The sequence below is a fragment of the Cohnella nanjingensis genome, assembly GCF_014212125.1.
Taxonomy (GTDB): domain Bacteria; phylum Bacillota; class Bacilli; order Paenibacillales; family Paenibacillaceae; genus Cohnella; species Cohnella nanjingensis.
The window spans coordinates 14,086-39,388 of the sequence record NZ_JACJVP010000016.1; the positions used below are offsets into that span (position 1 = coordinate 14,086).

The following is a 25,303-nucleotide window of genomic DNA, read 5'->3' on the forward strand; positions in this document are numbered from 1 at the left end:
TCCGCCTCCGCAAGCCTCCAATGCCCGAGATAACCGCCAGAATCGACTATTTCCGCCTCCGCAAGCCTCCAAATGCCCGAGATAACCGCCGAAATCGGCTATCCCCGCCTATGCCCGTGCTCCCCGCCATAACCGGTAATCACCGCCCTCGCAGCGCTTGTAACGCCTGCAGCGGCCGGCCTTCGAAGTCCACGAGCGTCAGATTGCTCCAGTTGTTGCCGTGTCCGACCGACCATTCGGTCTTCGCGGGCGTCCAGGCCGGCTCCCACCAGTAGAAGCCGTCGCCCAGGCCGCCCGCCGTCTCGCGCACGATTCGGATGAAATCGCGGAGATAGCTCGCCTGTCCTTCTTCGGTGGCCGGATAGCCCGCCAACAGCTGCGCTTCGCCATGCACGATGAAGTCGAGCCCTTCCCGCTTGTCCAGCGTCCACGGGTACGCCGTCTCCACGACGTTCACCGGCTTGCCGTAGCGCTTCGCCAGGCCGCCCAGCGTATGCCGCAGATCCTCCAGCGTGCCATGCCACCAGGGGTAGTAAGACAAGCCGATGCAATCGAAGTCCGCGATCCCGCAAGCGGCGATCCGGTCGAAGAACCGCTCGCTCGCCGTCAGATCTCCGCCCCGGTCGATATGGATCATGATCCGCACGTCCGGCAGTGCGTCCTTGGCACCGTCCATGCCCGACCGTACCAGACCGGCCAGCTTCTCCCACTGCGTATCCGTGTCGAAATCTCCGTCCACCCGTCCGTCGTCCCAGAGCATGCCCGGCGTGATCTCGTTGCCGATCTGCACCATGTCCGGCGCCGCGTTCTGCTGCGACAGCGCCGTCAGCACGTCGCGCGTATAGCCGCGCGCCGCCTCCCGAAGCGCCGTTTCGTCCAGCCCTGCCCAGGCCGCAGGTTTGTGCTGGTTCGCCGGGTCGGCCCACCGGTCGGAATAATGAAAGTCCAGAAGGAATCGGAGCCCCAACGACTTGATGCGCCGCGCCATGACGATCGTCCGCTCCAGATTGCAGTAGCCGCCCGGCGGAACGTGCCAGATGCGCAAGCGGACGGCCGTCGTGCCGTGATCCCGGAGCATCCGCAGCAGATCGGCCTTGCGGCCTTCCCAATCGTAGAACGCGCCGCCGGCCTGCTCCACCTCGTCCAGGAACGAGACATCCATCCCGACGGTGAAGCCGCACTTCCGCCAGGACTCAGACTCTGCCGAACCTGATTCCGCCGAATACACACGGTCGTTCATTTCCGTTCACTCCTCTATCCGTCATATTCACACGGTCGTTCATTTTCGTTCACTCCTCTATCCGTCATATTCACGCGATCGTCCATCTCCGTTCACTCCTCTATCCGTCATATTCACGCGATCGTTCATTTCCGTTCACTCCTTATCCGCCTTATTCACACGGCCGTTCATTTCCGTTCACTCCTTTTTCCGCCTTATTCACGCGATCGTCCATCTCCGCTCACTCCTTTACCGAGCCCATGACCAGCCCTTTGACGAAGAACCGCTGCAGGAACGGGTATACGATCAGAATCGGGAGCGCGCCGATGAAGATCTGGGCCGCGTTGATCGTCTTCTGCGAGAGCAGGTCGAACTCCTGCTTGGTGAAGCTCATCGAGCTCATATCCCGCGAGACGATGACCGTCTGCAGATAGGTGGCCAGGGGATACATATGCTTGTCGCTCAGATACAGCAGACCGTCGAACCAGGAGTTCCAGTGCCATACCATCGCAAACAGGCCGAGCGTCGCCAGGGCGGGCAGCGACACGGGCAGATAGATGCGCCACAGAATGCCGATGTGGCCGCAGCCGTCGATGAGCGCCGCCTCCTCCAGCTCCTTCGGGATGCCGCGGAAGAAGTTCATCAGCAGGATGATGAGCCATACGTTCACGACGCCCGGCAGCACGAGCACCCAGAACGAATCCATCAAGTGCAGGCGCTGGATGACGATGTAGAAAGGAACCAGACCGCCGTTGAAGATCATCGTGAACACGAACAGCCACGAGTAGACCGAACGTCCGCCGAACTGCGCGTTCTCCTTGGACAGCGGATAAGCGGCGAGACAGGCGACGGCCAGGATGGCCGCGGTGCCCAGTACGGTCCGCTTCAGCGCGACCCAGAGGGAGCTGAGGAAGACCGGGTTGTCGATCGTCTTCGCGTAGGCGATCGTCGTGAAGTCGACCGGCCACAGGCCGACCAGGTTGCCGTCCGCGGCCGACTTGGCGCTAAACGAGACGGCGAGCACGTGAATCAGCGGAATGACGCAGGCAAGCGCCAGCAGCAGCAGGATGATGACGTTGAAGACGTTGAAGATTCGATATGGAACGGTCTTGTGATACATGCCGCAGCCCCCTTAGAACACGCGATAGTTCGCCCACTTGTAGGCGAGCCGGTACGAGATGACGATCAGAACCATGCTGATGACCGACTTGAACAGTCCGACCGCGGTGGCAAAGCCGAATTGGCCGTCGCTGATGGCCGTGCGGTAGACGAACGTATCGATGATATCGCCCTTGTCCATCACGAGCGCATTGTAGAGGTTGAAGATCTGGTCGAATCCCGCGTTCAGGATGTTGCCGAGGGCGAGCGTGCCGACGACGACCGCAATCGGGATCAGCGACGGGATCGTGATGTGCAGCGTCTGCTTCCAGCGGCTCGCGCCGTCCATCTCCGCCGCCTCGTAGAGCGACGGGTTGATGCCGGCCAGCGCGGCCAGGAAGACGATCGTGCCGTACCCGAACTCCTTCCACACCTCCGACACGATGACGGTGAAGCGGAACCAGTCCCCGTCGCCGAGGAAGGGGATCGGCTTGATGCCGAACGCGCCGTGCAGCATCCGGTTGACGAAGCCGCCGTCCGAAGAGAGGAATTCGAGCAGGATGCCGCCCAAGATGACCCAGGAGAGAAAGTGCGGCAGATAGACCATCGTCTGAATCGAGCGGCTCAGGAACCGTTGGCGAACCTCGTTCAGCAGGATCGCAAAGGCGAACGGGGTGACCAGGTTGAACACGATCTTCAGGACCGCGATCAGAAAGGTATTCCAGATGACCTGCATGCTGTCGTCGCGCTCGAACAGCAGCCGGAAGTTGTCCAAGCCGATCCAAGGCGAGCCGCTGATATGAAGCCACGGCTTATAGTCCTGGAAGGCCATGACGATGCCGCCCATCGGCACGTAATTGAATACGATCAGGAAGACGAGCGCCGGCAGGAGCATCAGATGGAAGGGCCAGGTTCGTTTCAAATAACGCATGATGAGGCCTCCTCGAACGGTATAGGGCGATTATAGCAACCGGCCAAGGCGCGAAGTAGCGGGCAAAGCCAACATTGATGGCATTATCGCAACCTCTTTTCGGACGTCGGGCGCGCATGTCCCCCGAAAAAAAATCCCCGGGATCCGGCGCGGATCTTCGGGGATTGCCGTCGGCTGGCCAGCTTACTTCGTGCTCTTGTACCAATCGTTCACTTCCTGCGTGATCTTGTCTCCGCCCGCGGCCTTCCAGTCGGTCACGAACTTGTCGAAGCTGTCCGCGCCCTTCTTGCCGTAGATGATCTCGTTGAACGTCTGCAGCTCGATCTTCTTCAGGTAGTCCTGCTTGGACTGCATCGTCGGCGTGGCCGGGCCGGTGAACATATCCTTGAAGGAGATGTCGGGCTGCGACAGCAGCACCTTGGCGGCCGCCGGCGTCTCCGGTCCGTAGTTGTTCTTGACTTCCTTCTCCAGGCGCGTCGTCGGCTCGCTGCCGTCGCCTAGCTTGAGCAGCGCCTTCATCTGGGCGTCGGGGATGCGCGCGCCGTCCTTGACGAGCCAGTAGCGGTTGATGTTGACTTCTCCGCCCGGAATCTTGTCGAGGTACAGCGGGTTGCCGCCGGCGTCGAGGTCGTAGTCGTAGCCCTTGAACACGCCGACGTCCCATTCGCTGCCCGGCTGCGGGTCCGCGAGATGCTCGAACAGATAGTTCTGGTACGTGAACAGCGCTTCGGGGTTTTTCATGTCCTTGTTGATGAGCGTCACGCCGCTCGTGAAGTTCGTGCCGTGGCGGCCGGCTTTGCCGTCCGGTCCGGTCGGGATCGGGTACGGCTTCCAGACGGCCGTCGGGACGTTCTTCGCCGTATCGAGCAGCGGCCAGCCGCTCATCCAGTACGGACCGGGGATGATGCCCGCGATGCCCGCCACGGCGGGCTCGGACGTCTTGTTCTCGTCCCAGAGCGCGGCCTCGCTCGGAATGTAGCCTTTGTCGCGCCATTCCTTCAGCTTCGCGAGCGCCTGCTTCGAAGCCGGGTTGATGGAGCCGTACTCCAGGCTGCCGTCCGCCGCGGCGTTCCATTGACCCGGGATCGTGCCGTAAGCGCCGAACACCCAGGACGGATCGCCCATCCACGTGTTCATCGTCGTCTTGAAGCCGATGGACAGCGGCAGCACCTTGTCGGGCTTGAGGCCGTCCGGATTGTTGTTCTTGAACGCCTCCATGACCTTCTCCAGATCGTCCATCGTCTTCGGCGCCTGAAGGTTCAGCTTATCCAGCCAATCCTGCCGGATCCAGAGCAGATAATCGTGGTTGTAGGCGTAGTCGAGCACCGGAATGCCGATCTTCTTGCCGTCGCGGACATACGGATTCCAGACGTTCGGGTCGAGGTTCATCGCCGTCTTCCACTTGTCGCTCGCGTATTCGTCGAACAAGCTGCCGACCTCGCGGAACGCGCCGGTATCGATCAGGTCCTGCGCGAGCTGCGCGTCGCCGATCGTAACGACGTCCGGCAGCTTCTGGCCGGAGGACATCGCGAGGCGCATCTTCGTCGCGAACGCGTTGTTCGTATCCGTCACCGACCACAGCGAATCGATCTTGATGCCGAGCGTATCCAGCGCCCACTTGGTCGCGACGTTGTTCTCGATCGATTCGCCGTTCTTGAACTTGAGCGCCGGGTCGACGCCCCATACGGTCGTGACGGTCACGGGCGGATCGTATTTGTCCTTGTACGCGCTTGCGGATTCGGATGCGGATGCGGACGGCGATGCGCCGCTCGTCGCGGAAGCGCTTACGGTTGCGGACGGGCTCGCCGCGGACTTGCCGTTGTCTCCCGAACAGGCCGACAGGCCCGTGACGGCCAGCATGAGCGCCGCCCCTGCTGCGAGCTTTTTATTGGCGAAGGCTGTCATTGTCGTTCCCCCTATTTGTGCGTTTGGCTTGCTTAAAGCTAATTATAAGGAAGGGGGAACCGGGAACCTACGTCATTAATCGAACATTTCTGCATCTTTCGCAACCTTATTCGGACCCGTTACAACCATATTTGGTCCCATCCCTCCCAGCCCTGCCCCTAATCCCGATACTCGTTGGGGGTCATGCCGTAGAACTTCTTGAACATCTTGCTGAAGTACTGCGGGTTCTGGTAGCCGAGCTCGGAGGTGATCTCGTAGATCTTCTTGTTCGTATGCTTGAGCAGATAGAGCGCCTTCTCCATCCGGATGCGGATGATGTAGTCGCCGAGGCTCTCGCCGGTCTCGCTCTTGTAGATCTTGGACAAGTATACGGGATGCAGGTACACCTTGTCGGCGATCGTCTTCACCGAGATATCCAGGCCGATGTCCCGCGTCACCAGCTCCCGCACCTGCTTGACGAGCCTGCTGCGGGTATGCGTATCGCTCTCGGACAACTCCCTCCTCAGCTTGTCCAGCAGCTCGAGCGACCAGACGCGCAGCCGCTGCGGCGACTGAAGCATGTGCCGTTCGGTGACCGGGTCCAATCCGCCCCCGTCGATCTCTCCGATGAGCAGTCCCTGCTTGTGGGCGAGATAGAGGCAGGCGTTCGTGACGCTCAGATACACCTCGTACAGATGCTCGTCCGTATAGCGCTGCTCCATCCGCTCCAAGTCCCCGAGGACGTCCGCGATCTTCTCTCCCGCCGCCTCCCACTGCTTGGATTCGAGCAGATGGATGAGCGTAGGCGGCTTGTACAGCGACTCTAGCGACTGGACGCCGGCGCGCTTCGGCGGGAGGTCCTCCAGGAAGAGCAACTCCTGCCCACGCGAGCCGCCATGCTCGAACAAGGCGGCGAGACCGCCGCGGTAGGCGGACGACAGCTCCTCCGGGAACAGGAACCACGGACTCACCACGATCGAGATGCTGCCCTTGAGATAGGTGCGCACCTGCCGGCCGATATCGGTGGCCAGCCGCTCCAGCTCCTCGCGGATCGGCTTCGCGGCCGCGGCGCCCGGCCCCCCTTCGGGCCGATCCATCGAAGCGAGCAGCGCCAGGCAGTCGTGCGGCGCCTTGCCGTGCCATACGCGGAAGCCTTCGCCCAGCACCTCCTCGGCGATATTGCCCACCGCATATTCCATGAGCGCCAGCGATTCGGCGTCGTACTCGGCGAAGTGTCCGCCCATGCGGATCTGCAGCATGAGCGCGGGCGCGTCCTGGACGATCGGCACCTCGTACTGCCGGAGCTTGTCCGCCAGCGTCGCTCTCGGCAGTTGCCGGCCGAGCAGCAGATCGTGCATCAGTCGCTCCCGCAGCAGCGCGCGATCGGACTTCAGGTCGTACAGCAGGCGATTGTAGCGCTCCGACTGCTCCCATTCGTCGCGCAGCGATTCGATCGCATCCGTCACGCCGCGGATGAACTCGTCGTCGTCGACGGGCTTCAGGATATAGCCCGACACGCGCAGCTCGATCGCCTTCTTCGCGTATTCGAAGTCCGAATGCCCCGTCAGCAGCAGGCTTCGGATGTGCGGCCAGCGCCGGCCCGCCAGCCGGACGAGCTCGAGGCCGTCCGTCTCCGGCATGCGGATGTCGCTGACCAGAATGTCGACCTCGCGCTCCTCCAGAATCCGCAGCGCTTCGGCGGCGGAATCCGCCGTATACACGTGGCCGATATCCATGCGATCCCACGGGATCGTTTTGCGCAAGCTCTCGGTCACGTAGACCTCGTCATCCACCAGCAGGATCTCGATCATCGCTTGGTCCTCCTCCCGCGCCGCCGAAGCGGCCGTCACTCCAGCTTAGCTCGACGCGCAATCCGCCCGAGGCTCCCTCGGACACCGTCAGCCCCGCATCTTCCCCGTAGCGGAGCTGCAGCCGCTGATTGACGTTCCATAGCCCGCAGCCGGTCTCCTCGCCGAGCGGCGCGGACAGCTTCTCCCGAAGCCGCCTCATCGCGGCCTCCCCCATGCCCTTTCCGCTGTCCTCCACGACGATCGCGATCCGGTCGCCGTCCTCGCCGGCCGTCAGGCGAATCCAACCTTCGCCCGCCTTCTCCTCGATGCCGTGAAGCACCGCGTTCTCCACCAGCGGCTGAATCAGGAGCGGAGGTACCTCCAGATGGCGCAGCCAGGAAGGCAGCTCGACCTCGAACCGGAGACGGCCGAGACGCATGCGCTGAATCTCCAGGTAGCTCGTCACGAAGTCCAGTTCCTCCGACAGCGTCGCGAAGTCCCGCTCCTGGCGCGTCGTATAACGATAGTAGCTGGACAAGTTCGATGACATGGCGACGATCGCCTTGTAGTTCTCCAGCTTCGCCATGCTGGAGATGAAGGAGAAGCAATTGTAGAAGAAGTGGGGATTGATCTGGGATTGCAGCTGCTTCAGGCGCGCTTCCCGCACATGGATCTTCTCCAGGTACACCTTGCCGAACAGCTCCTGAATCTGCTCCACCATCGAGTTGAAGCGCATGAACACGAAGCTGAACTCGCTGCTGCCCTTCGGCACGAGCCGCACGGAGTAATCCTCCTGCTTCAGCCGCTGGAAGCTCTGAACGAGACGCTTCATCGGCACCTGGACCTGGGCGTAGAGCATGTATGCCAGCACGCAGCCCATGATCAGCAGCGATCCGAGCGCCGCATAGAATAGCCGGTTCGTCTCCCGGATCGGACCGACGACGTCGCCGTAAGGGATATAGTCGATCAAGTACCAGCCGGTCGCCGCGGACAGCTTCGTATTGACGAGGTAGGTCCCGCCCTCGAGCTCCAGCGTCTGATTGCTCGTCTCTTGCAGGCTGCCTTCCTTCAGCGTATTCACCAGCTCGTCCGCCACCTTGCGGTCGGCCGTGCTGTTGTAGATCATGCCGACGCCTTCTTTATAGTAGAACGGGTTGCGCCGGCTGTCGCTCTTGAACCGGTCGAGCATGCCCGCGATGTTGCCGCTGTCGAACCGCACCTCGATAATCAGGTCGGCCTTGTCCGGCCGGCTGAAGGCATTATACGGCGTGACCGTGAACAGGGAGAAGACGTACGAGCTTCCGGGCTCCGTCCCCGAAGGCTTCACCTGCCACCCCTGCTTCATCCGCGCCTTCAGCTCGGCATCGTCGTAGCTGACGGCGTCGCTGTCGGTGATAACCCGATTCAGCCGGGGAGAGTAGATGTAAAGAGAGCTCTTCCAATTGATGGAGCTCTCCTGCGTGCTCAGCTTCTGCTGGATCCGCTTCACCAGCGTAATCGCTTCCAGGTCCAGATACGGCGAGCCGGACGGCGCCGTGTCGCGCAGTTCGGCGATGTCGGGATCGTGGACGAGCAGATTCGGCCACAGGGTGATGGAGTCGATGTTCGCGTCCACCTGCGATTGGAAAAACTCGAGCTTGCTCGTATTCGACTTGTTGAGCTCGTCCCGCAGCACCTCGGTTCCCCGATGGTTCGACCAGTAGTAGAGCGCCCCGATCGGCAGGAGCAGCAGCGCTAGGATCAGCACGATCTTGCGGAACAGGTTGATTCTGGGCATAGGCTGCGCGACCCCTTCCTTGTGACGGTGCGGGAATAGGCCGTCTTCATGCGAAGGCGCGGAAGATCAGCCGTATCCTTAATCTTATAACATCCGATTGGGGGCTCCTAGGAGAAGGTCGCAATTTTTCTGCACTTTTGACAGCTTTGCGCCGAAGCGCATCCCTTAACGGCCCAAAGCGCAAAAATAGAGCGGCCGCAGGGCCGCCCTATCTCCATTTCGCAAGCATTCTAGTCCTCTTGCCCGTAACGGTCGTCCACTTCCTTCGCCATCTTGCGGTACGCGGCCGTCTCCTCCGCCACGGGATCGCGCTCCGTCTGAATCCGGATCTCCCAGCGGGGCCGCAGCCGGTCCACCGCCTCTTCGGCGGGATCCTTCGCGTCGACTTCGCCTTCGCTCAGCGCCCGGACCAGCTCCGCCTCGGCCGCCGTCATGAAGGCTGCTTCATCGTCGTTCAGCGCCTCTTCACGTTCGGCGGGCTCGGCCGCTGCCGGATTGCGCTCGTCTTCTCGCTCCATCGCCAACGCCTCCTTCGCTCTAGGATGATCGATATCGCGCGTTCTCATGTGCGGGACGAAGGGCTATGCAGGCGCCGTCGGCGCCAGGGAAGGAGGAGTTTTCGGAGATCTCCTATTATTCCGAAGATCTCGTGACACCCAACGTACCCGAGTTAGTCGATTTCATCGACCATCTCCCGTCATTCAGCGCTTCCCGTACCCGCGTTAGTCGATTTCATCGACCATCTCCGGCCATTCGACGCTTCCCGCACCCGAGTTAGTCGATTTCATCGACCATCTCCCGTCATTCAGCGCTTCCCGCACCCGCGTTAGTCGATTTCATCGACCATCTCCGGCCATTCGACGCTTCCCGCACCCGAGTTAGTCGATTTCATCGACCATCTCCCGCCAGTCGGCACCCCGCACCCGCATTAGTCGATTTTTCCGACGGTCTCCCGCCATACCGCGCTCCCGGCCCTCTTCACGAACCGCTAAGCCTTCGCGAGCGCCGCGAGCAATTCGTCTTGGATCAGACCGTTGCTGGCGGCCACGTTGCGCACGCCCAGACTGTACGGCTGCCCGTTCTGATCGGTCACCGTTCCGCCCGCCTCCTGCACCAGCAGCGAACCCGCCGCCAGGTCCCAGGCGTTCAGGCCGATCTCCCAGAAGCCGCTGAGACGGCCCGAAGCGACATAAGCCATATGGAGCGCCGCCGAGCCGGAGCTGCGGATATTGCGCACTTGCGGCGCCAGCGCCAGCGTCTGCCGCAGATTCGCGGGCAGCGCGACCTGATGGTCCGCGGGGAAGCCCGTGGCCAGCAAGCTCTGACTTAGCGCCTTCTCGCCGGATACCTGCATCCGTTTGCCATGTACATAGGCTCCTTTTCCCCGTTCGGCGACGAACAACTCGTCCCGCGATGGATCGTACACGACGCCGACGATCACTTCGCCTTTGTACGCCAGCGCGATCGAGACGGAATAGTAGGGGAATCCGTGAACGTAGTTCGTCGTGCCGTCCACCGGATCGACGATCCATAAGTATTCGGAGCCGCTAACCTTCTCCAGCGCTTTGACCGAAGCTTCCGGCCCCGGTTCCACGCCCTCTTCGCCCAAGAACGAATGATGCGGGAAATGAGTGCCGATGAGGTTGCGGATCATGCGCTCCGAACCTTTGTCCACTTCGGTGACGAGATCGTGCATCGAATATTTCATATCTGGAGAGGCGAAGTTGCCGATTTTGCTCTTGATCCATTCTCCGGCCTTGGACGCGCAGTTGACCGCGACCGCCGTGAAGCTCTTCCCGCCGATGATCGGCTGGTTCTCGCTCATAATTTCATCCCTCGTATCGATGATTGATTAGGAAGCTCATTGGCTTGTCATTGCCTGTCTTACTCTATTAAGTTATACGTTCGGACGCCTCGGGGGGTTCCGGCTAATGGAACCCCTTTCCCGCCGATTCCCCTTACAATTCGCGAATGCCCTTCACGATGAGATAGACGGCCACGAGCAGCAGCGTTACTCGGAGCAGCCACATTAGCTGCTTGCCCGACATCCGCGAGGCGATGACGGCGCCCAGCCGCCCGCCGACGATCGCGCCCGGCGCCAACGCACAGAACAGCGGCCAGTCGATGTTCCCGTGCCACAGATGAACCGTGCTCCCCAAGACGGACGACAGGAAGATCACGAACATCGAGCTCGCCGTCGCCACGTGCGGGGGAAAACGGAACAGCAGCACCATGAGCGGAACGAACAGCGAACCCCCGCCGATGCCGAACAGGCCCGATGCGAGACCGACGCCGCAGCCGATGACCAACGCCAGCGCCAGATTATAGCCGTATGTATAAGTCGTCCCGGCGCCGTCGGTGAAGGTGCGCTGGATCGGCCAGTCGATGCGGAGCGGCTTCATGCGTTCTCTAGCCACCATGAGACCGAACATGGCCAGCATGAACGCCCCGAACGCCAATTGAAAGGGACCCTGGGGAATCGCGTTGGTGAGCAGCGCCCCCGCCATTGCCGCGGGACCGCTGGTCGAGAAGAACAGCCAGCCGCTGCGAAAGTCGACCTTGCCCTGCTTCTTGTAGGTCCAAGTCGCCGTCAGCGCCGTGAAGATCAATACCGCCAGCGAGGTGCCGACCGCCGTCTGCGATGCGATCGTCTCGCCCAGCAGGGACGGCCCGATCAGCACGAGCGACGGCACGATGACGATCCCTCCGCCGAGACCGACGATGCTGCCGAATATCGCGGAGACGACTCCGATCAATACGATTACGATCCAACCCACTTGCGTCAGCCGCCCCTCTATGCCTTCATGCAAAGAGACCGCCGGCCCATCGTCCGATGAGCGGGGCGGCCTCGCATGGCCTATTTTCGTTAGCCGCGGCCTGACGATGCCTGGCGACACTCTGTGTCCACCCTAACGCATTTGGGCCGCGAAATCAAGCATGTTTCCGCTTACAGGGTCCCGCCCGCCACTTCCGCGCTCGCGCCGTCCAAGACGCGGACCGGCTGTCCGCTCGCCTCGGCGGCCTGCAACTCCGCCATGAGCCGCATGAGCGCCTCGTCTTTGCGTTTGGCTTCGATCATGACGTCCACGGCGGGCGTGCTCCCGGCGATATTCCGCAGAAAAGCAAGCAGCGGCGCCGGGTCGACATGGTCGGCGTGACCGCGCGGATCGGTCAGGCTCTTCGGCGTCGAGACGTGCATCTTCGGCGGCAGACGCGCTCCCGCCGGCCGCGCGGGATCGAGCCCGTTCCATCCGAACCGGACCCACGTCTCTTGGATCCGGTCCCACAGCGCCTCGGCCCGCTCGCCGCCCGGATTGACCGCATGATGATGAAGGTCCAGCACCATCGGCACGCCGGTCTCCTCGCTCAGCGCCAGCGTCTCCGCGGCCGTGAACGTCTTGTCGCCGTTCTCCAGCGTCATCCGGCGATGGATTCGCGGCTCCAGCGCGCCGAATTGGCGGAGGAAGCGCCTGCCGGCCTCTTCCTTATCCCCGTAAGCGCCGCCGACATGAATGTTGCAGGTCGCCCGCTCGTCGAGGCCCATCATCTCCAGCATGCGGACATGATGATCCAGATCGCGAATCGCGTTGCGGAGCACTTCCCCGCGCGGCGTGCTGAACACGGTGAAGTGTTCCGGGTGGAACGACACGCGCATGCCGTTCTCCCGGACGAAGGCGCCTACCTCCGCGAACGGACCGGCCAACGCTTCATAGGGATTCCAGTCCTGCATGCGTTCGTGCGTCGCGAGCGGGATGAGCTTGGACGTCATCCGGTAGACCTTCACGTCCGAGTATTTGCAATGCTTGAGCAGCCGCAGCGTATTCTGCAGATTCTCCTCGGCGAGGCGTTCCAGACGCCGAAGCCCCGCTTCCCGATCCGCCAGCTTGGCGAAATTCGTGTACGTCATCGTCCGGGACGGAGACGCGTTCTCCAGCAAGACCGACATGGCGACGAATCCGAAACGGACGATCACAGCTTCTCACCTCTTCCGACGGCTTTCGAGGGGACGCCTCCTCATGAGTGTGTCCCGATCGGGAAGCCGTCAGCCGACCTGAAGCTTTCTTTTGAAGACGACGATGACGTCTCTCGACGCGCCCTGGGACACGCTCGTATCGAAGCAGGACACGAGCTCCCAGCCTTCGTAGCCGAACCGGTTCAGCTCATTCTGGAATTCCTGCTCGTCGACTTTGCCGCCCAGCCAGCCGCCCGTCTTATACTTCAAAGTCTGATATTCCCAGCGATCCATCGCGATGCCGCCTCCCCCGAATTGCGCATGAAGTTCGATTAAGCCTGTTCTCCAAAAAACATCTCGTACGCGAGCGCGGTCTGCACCCGCGACTCTTCTTCCGTCAGCTTGCGGACGAGCTCCATCTCGACCTGCGTGACCTCTTCGCCCTGAAAGTTGATCTCCGCGATCGAAGCGAGGATGCGCACGATGGCGACCGCCCGGTTGTCGGGCGCGTACGCGATGACCTTCTGGCCCGTCGGGAAGACGCGAAACTGTTTTTTCATCATCTTGCCCCGGCCGTATTCGAGAAGCTCGTACAGCTCCTGCTCCGATTTGAACTTGCATACGGAATTGAACTCCGTCTGAAATCCCATCGCGATCCCTCCGCACTTCGTTTGTTGCTATTATAAACTGGCGGGGCGGCGGAAAGAAAGCAAAGGCGATTTTCCCTTGCGACGTCGCATCCTCGGCAATCGGATCAGCGTTGGCGGCCGTGCCTGAATGCGCCGCAACGTCGAAAAGCAAAAAGAGGCGTTCCCCGCCGCCGATGCAGCCGAAAGAACGCCTTTTTCCGCCTTACGAAAAGATGGAACGGTTTATTTATTGGCCGAGTCCTTGCTTCACCCAGCCCGCAACGGTAACCGTACGCTTCGCTTGATGCTTGACGGCCGCTTGGACGTCTTCGAGCATGCCTCCGTCTTGCTTTTGCGTGACGCTGGTGCCGTACGGGTTGCCCCCCGCCCCGAACGTAACCGGATCGGTATAGCCCGGAGGCACGAGGATGGCACCCCAGTGGTAGAAGACGTTGTTCAGCGCCAGGATCGTGGACTCATGGCCGCCGTGCGGGTTGCTCGTGCTCGCCATCGCGCTCACGACCTTGTTCGCCAGCTTGCCTTGGAACCACAGACCGCCGGTCGTATCGATGAATTGCTTCACTTGGCCGGGAATGTTGCCGAAGCGGGTCGGCACGCTGAAGATGAAGGCGTCGGCCCATTCCAGATCGGCGAGGGTCGCGACGGGAACGTCCTTCGTCGCTTCCGCGTGCGCTTTCCAGCCCGGGTTGCTGTCGATCGCGGCTTGCGGCGCCAGTTCCTGAACTCGAAGTACTTTGACTTCCGCGCCCGCTTCCTTCGCGCCTTCGGCGGCCCATTGCGCCATTTGGTAGTTGGTGCCCGTCGCGCTGTAGTAGATGACTGCCAATTTAACGTTTGCCATATTCGATTGCCTCCTTTTATTTGCGGTACAAGGGGTAATTCACCTGGATTGGTATCTCCACAATCGCCATGCGCAATTCATCGTCGCCAGCCTGCAATACGACCGCGTTGTCTTCGGCATCCGCCTGCAGGACGATGAAGTCCCGCTCTCCGAACGCATATGCCTGCTCCCGATGGACCCAGCGACCGCCTCCCTTAATGGCTAATGCCGCCAGCGCATACCCCGCCGGCATGGGTCTCGCGTAGCTCGCGCCCGGCGCCAGCCGGACGTCGTGCATCTTGGCGTCGGCCGTGAAGCGGAGCGGCGCGCCTTCCCCGATGACGGTCTTCACCTCCACGCCGTCCTCCCGGCTCACGGGGAATGCTTCGTGCTCGAATTGCATATACGACGGGGCCGTCTTGATGGATTGGCTCAGATGCGGCTCGAACCAAATCTGGAATCCTTCGGTGCCTTCGCCTTGCATCGCTTCCTCGTGCTGGACGCCCGATCCGGTCCGCATCGCCTGAGCTCCGCCTGCCGATACCGTGCTTCGCGTCCCCAGCGTATCGCCGTGAAACACCTCGCCGGACAGGACATAGGTGACGATCTCGAAGCCCTGATGCGGGTGAAGTCCGATCGCCGCCGGCGCCTCCGCGCGGAACCACGCCCAGTAGAACAGCGGTCCGACGCGCGTGACGGCCCCGCCTTCGCGCGGGAATCCGATCGGCTTCTGCTCTGTAATCTTGCCCCCGTCGAAAAATCCGGTCCCTTGCCGTTCCGGCGAATAAGTCTCGATCTTCATCCGAATCGCTCCTTCGATTAGAAATCTTGAATTCAAGATATTAGACGTAAAATGACGAATGCCGTCATGACTGCTGCTCTGCATGCATCCCAAGCTTCTTCAGGATCTCGATCATCTGCCGCTTCTCCGCTTCTTCGAGCGGCGCGAACAGCCGGTTGATCGCCTCCGCGTGCTCCGGGAACATGCGGTCCATCAATGCCTCTCCGGACGGTGCGAGGGATGCGTAGATGACCCGGCGATCCTGCTCGCAGCGCCGTCGCTTCAAGTAGCCTTTGCGTTCGAGCTTGTCGACGACGTACGTGATGCTGCCGCTCGTGATCAGGATCTTCTCCCCGATCTTCTGCGTGGGCTGTTCGCCCTTGTGGTACAGAAATTCAAGAACGCCGAATTCGGTGGGATTCAGGCCGTGGCTCTCGATCTGAAGCGCCAGCCGCCCCATGACCGAACGATGGCTTCGGCCAAGCGCGATCAAGGCCTTCAGGTTCAGTTGCTCCTCCGCCGAAACTTCGCGGTCGTTCATGAGTCGCCCTCCTTTCCGAAAATATCTTGACTTCAAGATAAATTATAACCGACCCCCGCCATCCTGTCAACCGCCTGCCCGCCTGAGCCGCGACGCGCTGGTCCGTGCCCGTCCCGCGCCGTTCCGGCTGCGCCGGCCTTCGCCCCGCACGCTAGCGCCGATGCGCGAGGTCGTTTATAATGAAGGTCGTTAACCGCTTATCCGATACGGTTTCTCGGTTTTTATCCAATGGAGGCATTCCGATGAGCATGCGAACGACCGCGATTCCTACAGCCAAGAAGCTGGTGTACGAACTCGCGCTAACCAAAGGGATCGTCTCCAAGAGCGAACTCATGGACCAGCTGGCGCTCACGAGCAGCAGCCTCACCCGGCTGCTCGAAGAGATGACGGCGGAAGGCTTGCTGCAGGAAGGCGGGCGCGGCGACTCCACTGGCGGCAGGAGGCCGATCCTCTACCGCCTGAACGCCCGATACGGCTATGTTTGGGGCCTGGAGATCTCGCGTCTGTATTCGTCGCTCGGCCTATTCGATCTTCATATGAATCCTTTGCGTCTGACCCGGTGGCGGATGGACGCGTCGATGACGCCGGAACGGCTCGTCGCGCACGTAGAGGCGGAAGTTCGCGCGGGCATGGAGGAACAAGGCATCCGGACCGCGCAGATTCTCGGCATGGGCATCGGCGCCGTCGGCCCGCTCGATCAGCGGACGGGCCGACTGCTGAGTCCCCTCTTCTTCCCGGCCGGCGGGTACGCGGACCTGCCGATCCGCGACCTGCTCGAGCAGCGCCTCGGCTTTCCCTGCATGCTGGAGAACGGCGCGAATACGGCGCTCATCGGCGAGCACTGGATGCTCCGCGGCGAGGACGTCCGCCACATGCTCTACGTGCACGCGGGCGCCGGACTCCGTTCGGCCATGATGTCGAACGGACGCATCGTCTACGGGGCGATCGATCCGGAGGGGGCGATCGGACAGATGATCGTTCAGGTCGACGGTCCCCGGCTGCAGGAAAACGGCAACTACGGCGCGCTGGAAGCCTTCGCCTCCGTGCAGGCGCTGGAGAAGCGGGCGAGGACGCAGCTCCGTTCGGGAAGCGGCGCCCTCGCCCTTCCGGATTCGCGTCCGCCTGCCCCCGACGCCGTGTCCTATGACACGCTGCTGGAGGCGCTTCGCCGGGACGATCCGTTCGCGCGGGAGCTATTCGCCCAATCCGCCTCTTATCTGGGCGTCGGCTTGGCGAATCTGATCAATATCCTCCATCCCGAGCGGGTCATCTTGGGCGGCGCGCTGATCGCTTCCCACGAGATGTTCTTCGAGACGGCTACGCGGGTGGCCGGGCAGAATATCTACTACTCGTCCGACTACAGGCCGTCGTTCTCCAAGGGAGAGCTGAAGGAGGACGCGGTCGCCACCGGCGCGGCCGTCATGGTGCTGCGCAATCTCAAGGTATGAGCGGCAGGGCGCGGCGGGTCTCGCGGCCGTCAACGACAAAAAGCGGCTGCGCCGCCCTCTCGGGCTCGCTTGCCGCTTCTTATTTATGAAAATGCACAAACTGCCATGAGGTGTTCCTGTCATACAGCGTGCGTCGGCGCCTCTTTCGTCGCTGTAACGATACTTTTTATCGTTACAGCATGCGTCGACGCCTCTTTCGTCGCTGTAACGATACTTTTTATCGTTACAGCATGCGTCGGCGCCTCTTCCGTCGCTGTAACGATACTTTCTATCGTTACAGCATGCGTCGGCGCCTCTTTCGTCGCTGTAACGATACTTTTTATCGTTACAGCGTGCGTCGGCGCCTCTTCCGTCGCTGTAACGATACTTTTTATCGTTACAGCATGCGTCGGCGCCTCTTCCGTCGCTGTAACGATACTTTTTATCGTTACAGCATGCGTCGGCGCCTCTTCCGTCGCTGTAACGATACTTTCTATCGTTACAGCATGCGTCGGCGCCTCTTTCGTCGCTGTAACGATACTTTTTATCGTTACAGCGTGCGTCGGCGCCTCTTTCGTCGCTGTAACGATACTTTTTATCGTTACAGCGTGCGTCGGCGCCCCTTTCGTCGCTGCAACGATACTTTTTATCGTTACAGCGTGCGTCTGAATGTTTATGCTTTGCTACAGATCGCTTAATCGGCTTCTCCGCCGCCGTAATCGATCGCTTCCTTCTCCCGGTACCGCTCCAGCGCCAGTTCGATAAGCTTATCCAACAGCGCCCGGTAAGGCAAGCCGCTCTCCTGCCACATGAGCGGGTACATGCTGTACGGCGTAAAGCCGGGCAGCGTGTTCACCTCGTTGATGAACAGCTCGCCGTCCGACTTGCGCAGGAAGAAGTCCGCGCGGCACAGGCCCGAGCCGTCGATCGACCGGAAGGCGCGCACCGCCATCTCGCGGATCGCCTCCGTCTTCTCCGGAGGAATCTCCGCCGGGATGACCATGACGCTCTTGCCGTCCGTGTACTTCGCCTTGTAGTCGTAGAACTCGTTCGAGCTGCGGATCTCGCCCGGCACCGAGGCCTGGGGCTCGTCGTTGCCGAGCACGCTCACTTCGATCTCGCGCGCATCCACGAATTCCTCGACGATGACTTTGCGGTCGTAGCGAAGCGCCGTCTCGACGGCGGCCGTCAGCTCCTGCCGGGTGCGCGCCTTGGAGACGCCCACGCTGGAGCCCAAGTTGGCCGGCTTCACGAAGCACGGATAGCCGAGCGCCGTTTCGATGCCGTCCAGGAGCGCCTCCCGCTCCTTCGTCCACTGATAGCGGGTGAAGAAGCGGTATCCCACCTGCGGCAGCCCCGCCTGCGCGAACATCGTCTTCATCGTCGCTTTGTCCATGCCTACCGCCGAAGCGAGCACGCCCGCGCCGACGTACGGCAGCCCCGCCATCTCGAACAAGCCCTGAATGGTCCCGTCCTCGCCGAACGTGCCGTGCAGCAGCGGGAACATGACGTCGATCGGTCGGTCGTCTCCGGCGTCGTCCGACGCTGCGAGCATCCGCTCCGACATGCCTTGGAGCAAGGGCAGGAGCGCGGGCGCCTGCCGCTCCGTGCGTCCGGCATCGCGGGTCCCGCCGGCGGCCGAATCGCCGAATTGCAGCTCCGCGACCGCCGCGGGCGGCGCTTCGAGCAGCGGCCCCGATCGCCATTGTCCGGACTTCGTTATATAGAAGGGGATGAGTTCGTATTTGTCGTAATCGAACGCCTTCAGCACCGCTAACGCGGTCTGCAGCGATACTTCATGCTCGCCGGAGCGCCCTCCGTAGACGAGACCGACGCGCACTTTTTGCCCATTTGCCATGATTGACCTCCGCTAGTCCGACGACCTTGATTAAGGGGAAAACATGATGTCGGTTATAAATGGTCGGCGATGTGGTAGAAGCGGTAACGGGTCTGTTCCGTCCATGCGTACGAGTCGCGGTAGTCCCAGTACCGATGCCGGCTCGGGACCGTATTCGCGTTCACGAGCGGCATGCCTTCCGGCGTGAACGCCGTGACGATCGTATTGTGGCGGAACTGGTCGTTGCCGTCCCAGTCGTAGCAGATGACGTCGCCCAGCATGAGCTGGTCGGGCGAATTCACCGCTACTGCACGGAGACCGTATCCCCGCGGCAGAGACAGATGCCGCTGCAAGCTGTTCGCGACCGCCCAGCTGAAGCTCCATAATTCCTTTCCGCTCGACTGTCCTCTGTACCACCAGCCCGATTCTCTTTTCCCAGTATAGTTCATCGGCGCGCCCCCTGCAAAGAGACCCTGCGATACGTAATTGGTGCAGTTCACCTCGAATTCCTCGTAAGCGGGATTCGGTTTGTCCCACCACTGCTCCGCGTAGGCGGCCGCCGCTTCGCGCCTGTAAGGCGCTGCACGGATGCCGTAACCGCCCCATTCTTCGCCTGCCGCGCCCGAACCGGCGTACACGCGCGACCGGGGCGCGTATTGCGCGTTCGGGTTGATGAACGGCACCGACGGCGCGATCGTCCGGCCCCCATATCCATCCTCCGCGGGTTCGGCATCGTACGAGTAGACCGCGGCGGCGGCGAGCTCGCCGGCCAGCGGTTCGATGCGGTCGATCCGCCACCGTCCGTTCGCATAGAAGAAGCGGATCCGCTCCTTCTCCAGCCGCTCCTCGAGCCAAGGCTGGCTGCGCTGCTCGTACGAGCGCAGGAGATGGATCTGCACGTCGGCCGACGCCTCCTTGGCGCTCGCGGTATGCCGCAGCAAGCGCGCCCGCATCTCGCTGCGGATCGGCCGGAGACGCTCTCTCGCATCCCGGCGCGTAACCGCCAGCGCCCTTCTCGCGAGCCGGCTTCGGTGCTCGCTATCCGCGATGCGCCGGTACGCTTCGATGTTGCCGTGCACGCCGGCTTCGTTCAACGCATTCACGTAGTCGATCATCGTTTGCTTCCAACCGTGCTCGAGATCCGGCACCGTTCATCCCTCCCGCTAGGCGCAGATGGCGTCGATTCATCCTATGCGATTGTCGAGCGAACCATGCCTGCGGTCCCGGTTCTCCGGCCCTTTTTCGAATCTCTCCATTAAATTCACCTTTCCGCGGCGGATGACCGACTGCCGGATTGCGGCATCCTATGGCCGTATGCGATGCGGCGGCGTTGTCTTCCCGGCGACGGATTCCTTCGCAACCGCTGTTCTAGACGCCGTTCGGCCGCGAAGCTTCGGAATGGAAGCGACCGTCCAAAAAGCCCCGCAATCGGCTCGTTATCGGCGAAAACCATCTTTACTGAACGCATGCGAAACGCTATACTAAGTAAGAAGGTTTTAATTTTGAAATCGCGTTTCACAGAGTGAAACCGATCCGCCGTACATGAGTCCCGCTGATCGCGCTTGCGACTCATGGCCGAACTTATCGAAGGAGGCCGATCATTTTGTCCACCCTACCGTACAATGTACAAGCCGACCTGCAAGCCGCCGGCAAATCGTTCCGGTACTACGACTTGCAAGGTCTGGAAGAGCAAGGCTTGGGTCCCGTATCCAAACTGCCCTTCTCGATGAAAGTATTGCTTGAAGCCGCCCTCCGTCAATTCGACGGACGCGCGATTACGCTCGAACACGTGAAGCAGCTCTCCAACTGGGCGAACGGCCGCGAAGACAAAGAAATCCCGTTCATTCCCGCGCGCATCGTGCTGCAAGACTTCACCGGCGTTCCGGTCGTCGTCGATCTCGCCGCTATGCGCGAGACCGTGAAGCAAGCCGGCGGCGATCCGAAGCGGATCAATCCGCTCGTGCCCGTCGATCTCGTCATCGACCACTCCGTCATGGTCGACGCATTCGGTACGCCGGACGCGCTGCAACAGAATATGGACATCGAGTTCGAGCGCAACGAAGAACGCTACCGCTTCCTGCGCTGGGCGCAAACGGCATTCGACAACTTCCGCGCCGTGCCGCCCGCGACGGGGATCGTTCACCAGGTCAACCTGGAATATCTCGCCTCGGTCGCCGCGACCAAGACGAAGAACGGCGTAACCGAAGTCTATCCGGACTCTCTCGTCGGCACCGACTCGCATACGACGATGATCAACGGCCTCGGCGTCGTGGGCTGGGGCGTCGGCGGCATCGAAGCCGAAGCCGGCATGCTCGGCCAACCGCTGTACTTCGTCATGCCTGAAGTCATCGGCTTCCGCCTGAGCGGCAGTCTCGCCGAAGGCGCGACCGCAACCGACCTCGCGCTGACCGTTACGCAGATCCTCCGGAAGAAAGGCGTCGTCGGCAAGTTCGTCGAGTTCTTCGGTCCGGGCCTGTCCAACATCAGCTTGGCCGACCGCGCGACGGTCGCCAACATGGCGCCGGAATACGGCGCGACGATCGGCTTCTTCCCGGTCGACTCCGAGACGCTGAACTACATGCGCCTCACCGGCCGCGACGACAAGCAGATCGAGCTCGTCGAAACCTACTACAAAGCCCAAGGCATGTTCCGTACGGACGAGACGCCGGATCCGGTCTTCACGGACGTGATCGAGCTTGACCTCTCCACGATCGTGCCGAGCCTCGCCGGTCCGAAGCGTCCGCAAGACCGCGTCGAGCTGACGGCGATGAAGGAAGAGTTCAACAACATCATCCGCACGCCGATCGACAAGGGCGGCTACGGCCTGTCCGACGAGAAGATCGCGCAGACGGCCGAAGTGAAGCACCGCAACGGCCAAGTGAGCAAGCTCACCACCGGCGCGGTCGTCATCGCGGCGATCACGAGCTGTACGAATACGTCCAACCCGAGCGTCATGGTCGGCGCGGGCCTCGTCGCCAAGAAAGCCGTCGAGCGCGGCCTGACCAAGCCGGCATACGTGAAGAGCTCCCTCACGCCGGGTTCGCTCGTCGTAACCGACTACCTGATTAAGGCAGGCCTGCTGCCTTACCTGGAGAAGATCGGCTTCTACGTCGCCGGCTACGGCTGCGCGACCTGTATCGGCAACTCCGGCCCGCTGCCGGACGAAGTGAGCCAAGCGATCGCCGACAACGACATGACCGTCGCCGCCGTTCTGTCCGGCAACCGGAACTTCGAAGGCCGCGTTCATGCCCAAGTCAAAGCGAACTACCTGGCTTCCCCGCCGCTCGTCATCGCCTATGCGCTGGCCGGCACGGTGAACATCGACCTGGCGAACGACCCGATCGGCTACGACAGCAAGAACGAGCCGGTCTACCTGAAGGATATCTGGCCGACGAACGAAGAGATTCAAGAAGCGGTCGGCGCTTCGCTGACGCCGGATATGTTCCGCGCGAAGTACGAGCACGTCTTCACGCAGAACGAGCAATGGAACCAAATTCCGGTGCCCCAAGGCGAGCTGTACGAGTGGGACGCGAAGTCGACCTACATCGCGAACCCGCCGTTCTTCACGGACCTGGGCGACAAGCCGGGGGACATCGGCGACATCAAGCGCGCGAACGTCCTGGCGCTGCTCGGCGACTCCGTCACGACGGACCATATCTCTCCCGCGGGCAACATCAAGACCGATAGCCCGGCCGGCGAGTATCTGATCCAACACGGCGTCGACAAGAAGGACTTCAACTCCTACGGGTCCCGCCGCGGCAACCACGAGGTCATGATGCGCGGCACGTTCGCGAATATCCGCATCCGCAACCAAGTGGCGCCGGGCACGGAAGGTGGCGTCACGACTTACCTGCCGACCGACGAAGTGATGTCCATCTACGACGCTTCGATGAAGTACCAGCAGAACAAGACGAACCTCGTCGTCATCGCCGGCAAGGAATACGGCACCGGCAGCTCCCGCGACTGGGCGGCCAAGGGGACGTTCCTGCTGGGCGTCAAAGCGGTCATCGCCGAGAGCTTCGAGCGGATCCACCGCGCGAACCTCGTGGGCATGGGCGTCCTGCCGCTGCAGTTCCAACCGGGTACCGGCTGGAAGACCCTCGGGATCAGCGGCCGCGAGAAATTCGACATCGAAGGCCTCGGCAACGACGTGCAACCGGGCCAGACGATCACCGTTACCGCGACCCGCGAAGACGGCACGACGTTCGAATTCCCGGCCATCGTCCGCCTCGACTCCATGGTCGACGTCGACTACTACCGCAACAGCGGCATCCTGCAGACGGTTCTCCGTCAGATGATCGCGAACCAATAATCGGCTCCCTCCTAGGAGCACGGACCGCCGGAATCCTCGGGATTCCGGCGGTTTTTCGGTTCCGCCGCCACCGCCGCCACCGCCGCCACCGCCGCCTGCGGACGCCGAAGCGTGCCGTCTTGAGAGTCGAAGCTGCCGGCTTAAGCGTCGAAGCTTCCGTCTCGCGCGTTGAAGCCGCCATCTAGGGCCGTTTGAGGCTGCCAGCTGAAGCTGCCTCCTGAAATGCCATATGAAACGCGCAGGAGGAATTTGGGGAACGCGGGGAAGATAAGCTATAATGAGGGACGGAGGTGAACCCGGGTGTCTAGAGAAATGAAAAGAGGATTCCGACGTTACCGCGCGGCGATCATCGTCGGCCTCATCGCCATCATCCTGGTCACGGCCAACTATTGGTCATGGCCTTATGTGCTATATGGCCCGGGCTCGGCCGAACCCGTGCATCCTCGGGTAGAGACGGATTCCAAGCTGAATGAGAAAGGCTCTCTGCTGTTCACGACCGTGTCCACCTACTCCAAGCCGAACCTGTTCTCCCTCGCATACGCTTGGCTGAATCCGCGCATGGACATTCAGACCGAAGCCAAGGCGACCGGCGGAGCGGTCAACATGGGCGCCTACCGCAACCTGCTCGCCTGGATGCGCGACAGCTCGGAAGCGAACGCGCTGCTCGCCGCCTATTCGGCCATGAAGCGCACGATCAAAGTCGATGAACAGGGCGTGATCGTGTACCAATTCCTCAAGGAGACGGAAGCGCGCGAGCACGGACTCCAGGAAGGCGACATCATCACTTCGGTGGACGGCAAGAAGGCCAACAAGGCGGAGGAGCTGAGCGGCTATCTAGCGGGCAAAAAGGTCGGCGACGCGGTAAAGCTCGCCGGCACCCGCGGGGGCAAGCCGTTCGAAGCGACCGTGCCGCTCATCAAGATGTCGACCGGCAAGCCGGGCGTCGGCTTCGTCAACCAGACGGTACTCAAGGTCACGCCGCCCGACAAGGTCCAATTCGACTTCAACGATACGGGCGGTCCGTCCGCCGGACTCATGATGACGTTGGAGATTATCGCGCAGCTGAAGAACGAGGATCTGACCAAGGGGTACCGCATCGCGGGTACCGGGACGATCGCCGCGGACGGCAGCGTCGGCCTGATCGGCGGCATCCAGTACAAGCTGATGGCGGCCGATCGGGAGAAGGCGGATTACTTCCTCGTCCCCTACACCAAGGGCGCCGCGCAGCATTGGGACGAGAACCAGAAGATCGATCCCGAAGCCTCGATCAACGCGGTCCTTCAGGGCTTCGGCAACTGGAGCGAGGCGCAGAAGACCGTGGCCGACTTGAAGCTGTCGCCCAAGCTCGTGCCGGTGTCGTCGCTGCAGGACGCGCTGGACTTCCTGAACAAGCTCGAGCCGAAAAAGGCGGCGGACGCGAAGTCGACGGCCGAAGCGGCGGGCGCCAAGTAAATCGGTTGTAGCGCGGCTTGCGCGGAGCGCGTCGAGTAAATCGGTTGTAGCGCGGTTTGCGCGGAGCGCGCCGAGAAATGATGAAGGCAAACGGGGTTGCCCCTCAGTCATCTGGATGATTGAGGGGCAGCCTCTTTGTTTGTCTCTGGCGGCGTAAGGAAAGAGAGTGTTAGCTGCGCGGACGCATAAAGAGACGTACCCGGTACGTCATTTGAGCGCTAGGGCGTTTGGGGGCCCAAAGGGGGTGAACCAAAAAAGGTCATAAATCGACCTAGAGTCAGCCCCTATGCCTTGCTGCGGGTATGTAGCTATCTACATTGGCGGTCGGTCGGCTGGGGCGGCGAATGTGCGTATGTAAACTACCTACATCAGCGGTCGGTCGGCTGGGGCGGCGAAAGTACGTATGTAAACTACCTACATCAGCGATCGGTCGGTTGAGGTGGCGAAAGTGCGTATGTAGACTACCTACATTGGCGGTCGGCGGGCGTGAGGCGCGAAAGTGCGTATGTAGACTACCTACATTGGCGGTCGGTCGGCTGAGGCGGCGAATGTGCGTATGTAGACTACCTACATTGGCGGTCGGTGGGCGTGAGGCGCGAAAGTGCGTATGTAGACTACCTACATTGGCGGTCGGCGGGCGTGAGGCGCGAAAGTGCGTATGTAGACTACCTACATTGGCGGTCGGCGGGCGTGAGGCGCGAAAGTGCGTATGTAGCTACCTACTTTGGCGGTCGGCAGGCTGGAGCGGTGAATGTGCGTATGTAAACTACCTACTTTGGCGGTCGGCGGGCGTGAGGCGCGAAAGTGCGTATGTAAACTCAATGGCATTGCA

The 25,303-nt window shown here is 61.6% G+C and carries 20 protein-coding genes; 3 read left to right on the forward strand and 17 right to left on the reverse strand.

Annotation, left to right across the window (positions count from 1 at the left end):
• Nucleotides 1-139 precede the first annotated feature (139 nt).
• The 15 genes from H7C19_RS10245 to H7C19_RS10315 all read right to left on the reverse strand — a co-directional run bounded on the left by H7C19_RS10245 (nucleotide 140) and on the right by H7C19_RS10315 (nucleotide 15,443).
• Nucleotides 140-1,240, reverse strand: coding sequence for a glycoside hydrolase family 53 protein (locus H7C19_RS10245; RefSeq protein WP_185142557.1), 1,101 nt, complete (start codon nucleotides 1,238-1,240; stop codon nucleotides 140-142).
• A gap of 220 nt (nucleotides 1,241-1,460) precedes the next feature.
• Nucleotides 1,461-2,339 carry a carbohydrate ABC transporter permease gene (locus tag H7C19_RS10250; protein WP_185142558.1) on the reverse strand — a complete coding sequence of 293 codons (879 nt, stop codon included), beginning with the start codon at nucleotides 2,337-2,339 and terminating at the stop codon, nucleotides 1,461-1,463.
• A 12-nt stretch (nucleotides 2,340-2,351) separates the two neighbouring features.
• A complete protein-coding gene (locus tag H7C19_RS10255; RefSeq protein ID WP_185142559.1) occupies nucleotides 2,352-3,248 on the reverse strand; it encodes an ABC transporter permease in 897 nt (298 codons plus the stop codon).
• A gap of 183 nt (nucleotides 3,249-3,431) precedes the next feature.
• The gene (locus H7C19_RS10260; RefSeq protein ID WP_185142560.1) at nucleotides 3,432-5,153 is read right to left on the reverse strand and encodes an extracellular solute-binding protein; all 1,722 of its coding nucleotides are present in this window, start codon (nucleotides 5,151-5,153) and stop codon (nucleotides 3,432-3,434) included.
• Nucleotides 5,154-5,311: 158 nt separating this feature from the next.
• The gene (locus H7C19_RS10265) at nucleotides 5,312-6,943 is read right to left on the reverse strand and encodes a response regulator (protein WP_185142561.1); all 1,632 of its coding nucleotides are present in this window, start codon (nucleotides 6,941-6,943) and stop codon (nucleotides 5,312-5,314) included.
• Nucleotides 6,918-8,699, reverse strand: a complete 1,782-nt coding sequence (locus tag H7C19_RS10270) for a sensor histidine kinase (RefSeq protein WP_185142562.1) — start codon at nucleotides 8,697-8,699, stop codon at nucleotides 6,918-6,920. Before H7C19_RS10270 ends, H7C19_RS10265 begins: the two co-directional genes overlap by 26 nt.
• Before the next feature lie 230 nt (nucleotides 8,700-8,929).
• Nucleotides 8,930-9,217: a hypothetical protein gene (locus H7C19_RS10275; protein WP_313731541.1), complete on the reverse strand. Its 288-nt coding sequence runs from the start codon at nucleotides 9,215-9,217 to the stop codon at nucleotides 8,930-8,932.
• Nucleotides 9,218-9,687: 470 nt separating this feature from the next.
• Nucleotides 9,688-10,524: an inositol monophosphatase family protein gene (locus tag H7C19_RS10280; protein ID WP_185142563.1), complete on the reverse strand. Its 837-nt coding sequence runs from the start codon at nucleotides 10,522-10,524 to the stop codon at nucleotides 9,688-9,690.
• A gap of 133 nt (nucleotides 10,525-10,657) precedes the next feature.
• The gene (locus H7C19_RS10285) at nucleotides 10,658-11,476 is read right to left on the reverse strand and encodes a sulfite exporter TauE/SafE family protein (RefSeq protein WP_376775346.1); all 819 of its coding nucleotides are present in this window, start codon (nucleotides 11,474-11,476) and stop codon (nucleotides 10,658-10,660) included.
• 170 nt (nucleotides 11,477-11,646) lie between these two features.
• On the reverse strand, nucleotides 11,647-12,672 hold the full coding sequence (uvsE, locus tag H7C19_RS10290) for a UV DNA damage repair endonuclease UvsE (protein WP_185142564.1): 1,026 nt from the start codon (nucleotides 12,670-12,672) through the stop codon (nucleotides 11,647-11,649).
• A gap of 69 nt (nucleotides 12,673-12,741) precedes the next feature.
• Nucleotides 12,742-12,945 (reverse strand): DUF4177 domain-containing protein, encoded by a 204-nt coding sequence (locus H7C19_RS10295; protein ID WP_185142565.1) that lies wholly within the window; start codon nucleotides 12,943-12,945, stop codon nucleotides 12,742-12,744.
• 38 nt (nucleotides 12,946-12,983) lie between these two features.
• Nucleotides 12,984-13,301 carry a hypothetical protein gene (locus H7C19_RS10300; protein WP_185142566.1) on the reverse strand — a complete coding sequence of 106 codons (318 nt, stop codon included), beginning with the start codon at nucleotides 13,299-13,301 and terminating at the stop codon, nucleotides 12,984-12,986.
• Between the two features lie 226 nt (nucleotides 13,302-13,527).
• Nucleotides 13,528-14,142 carry an NAD(P)H:quinone oxidoreductase gene (gene wrbA / locus H7C19_RS10305; RefSeq protein ID WP_185142567.1) on the reverse strand — a complete coding sequence of 205 codons (615 nt, stop codon included), beginning with the start codon at nucleotides 14,140-14,142 and terminating at the stop codon, nucleotides 13,528-13,530.
• Between the two features lie 16 nt (nucleotides 14,143-14,158).
• Nucleotides 14,159-14,923, reverse strand: a complete 765-nt coding sequence (locus H7C19_RS10310) for a pirin family protein (RefSeq protein ID WP_185142568.1) — start codon at nucleotides 14,921-14,923, stop codon at nucleotides 14,159-14,161.
• A gap of 64 nt (nucleotides 14,924-14,987) precedes the next feature.
• Complete coding sequence (locus H7C19_RS10315) at nucleotides 14,988-15,443, reverse strand: MarR family winged helix-turn-helix transcriptional regulator (protein WP_185142569.1); 456 nt, start codon at nucleotides 15,441-15,443, stop codon at nucleotides 14,988-14,990.
• A 242-nt stretch (nucleotides 15,444-15,685) separates the two neighbouring features.
• Here H7C19_RS10315 and H7C19_RS10320 point away from each other — a divergent pair, with 242 nt between their 5' ends.
• The gene (locus H7C19_RS10320; protein ID WP_185142570.1) at nucleotides 15,686-16,891 is read left to right on the forward strand and encodes an ROK family protein; all 1,206 of its coding nucleotides are present in this window, start codon (nucleotides 15,686-15,688) and stop codon (nucleotides 16,889-16,891) included.
• Nucleotides 16,892-17,564: 673 nt separating this feature from the next.
• Here H7C19_RS10320 and H7C19_RS10325 read toward each other — a convergent pair.
• Both H7C19_RS10325 and H7C19_RS10330 read right to left on the reverse strand, forming a co-directional pair.
• Nucleotides 17,565-18,728 (reverse strand): D-alanine--D-alanine ligase, encoded by a 1,164-nt coding sequence (locus tag H7C19_RS10325; protein ID WP_185142571.1) that lies wholly within the window; start codon nucleotides 18,726-18,728, stop codon nucleotides 17,565-17,567.
• Nucleotides 18,729-18,781: 53 nt separating this feature from the next.
• Entirely contained in the window at nucleotides 18,782-19,855 is a 1,074-nt protein-coding gene (locus H7C19_RS10330; RefSeq protein WP_313731543.1) for an amidase domain-containing protein, read from the reverse strand.
• A 449-nt stretch (nucleotides 19,856-20,304) separates the two neighbouring features.
• On the opposite strand from H7C19_RS10330, the gene acnA reads away from it, so the two are divergent.
• Together acnA and H7C19_RS10340 are read left to right on the forward strand one after the other, a co-directional pair.
• Entirely contained in the window at nucleotides 20,305-23,019 is a 2,715-nt protein-coding gene (acnA, locus tag H7C19_RS10335) for an aconitate hydratase AcnA (RefSeq protein WP_185142577.1), read from the forward strand.
• Nucleotides 23,020-23,331: 312 nt separating this feature from the next.
• Complete coding sequence (locus H7C19_RS10340; protein WP_221469163.1) at nucleotides 23,332-24,471, forward strand: SepM family pheromone-processing serine protease; 1,140 nt, start codon at nucleotides 23,332-23,334, stop codon at nucleotides 24,469-24,471.
• Nucleotides 24,472-25,303 lie beyond the last annotated feature (832 nt).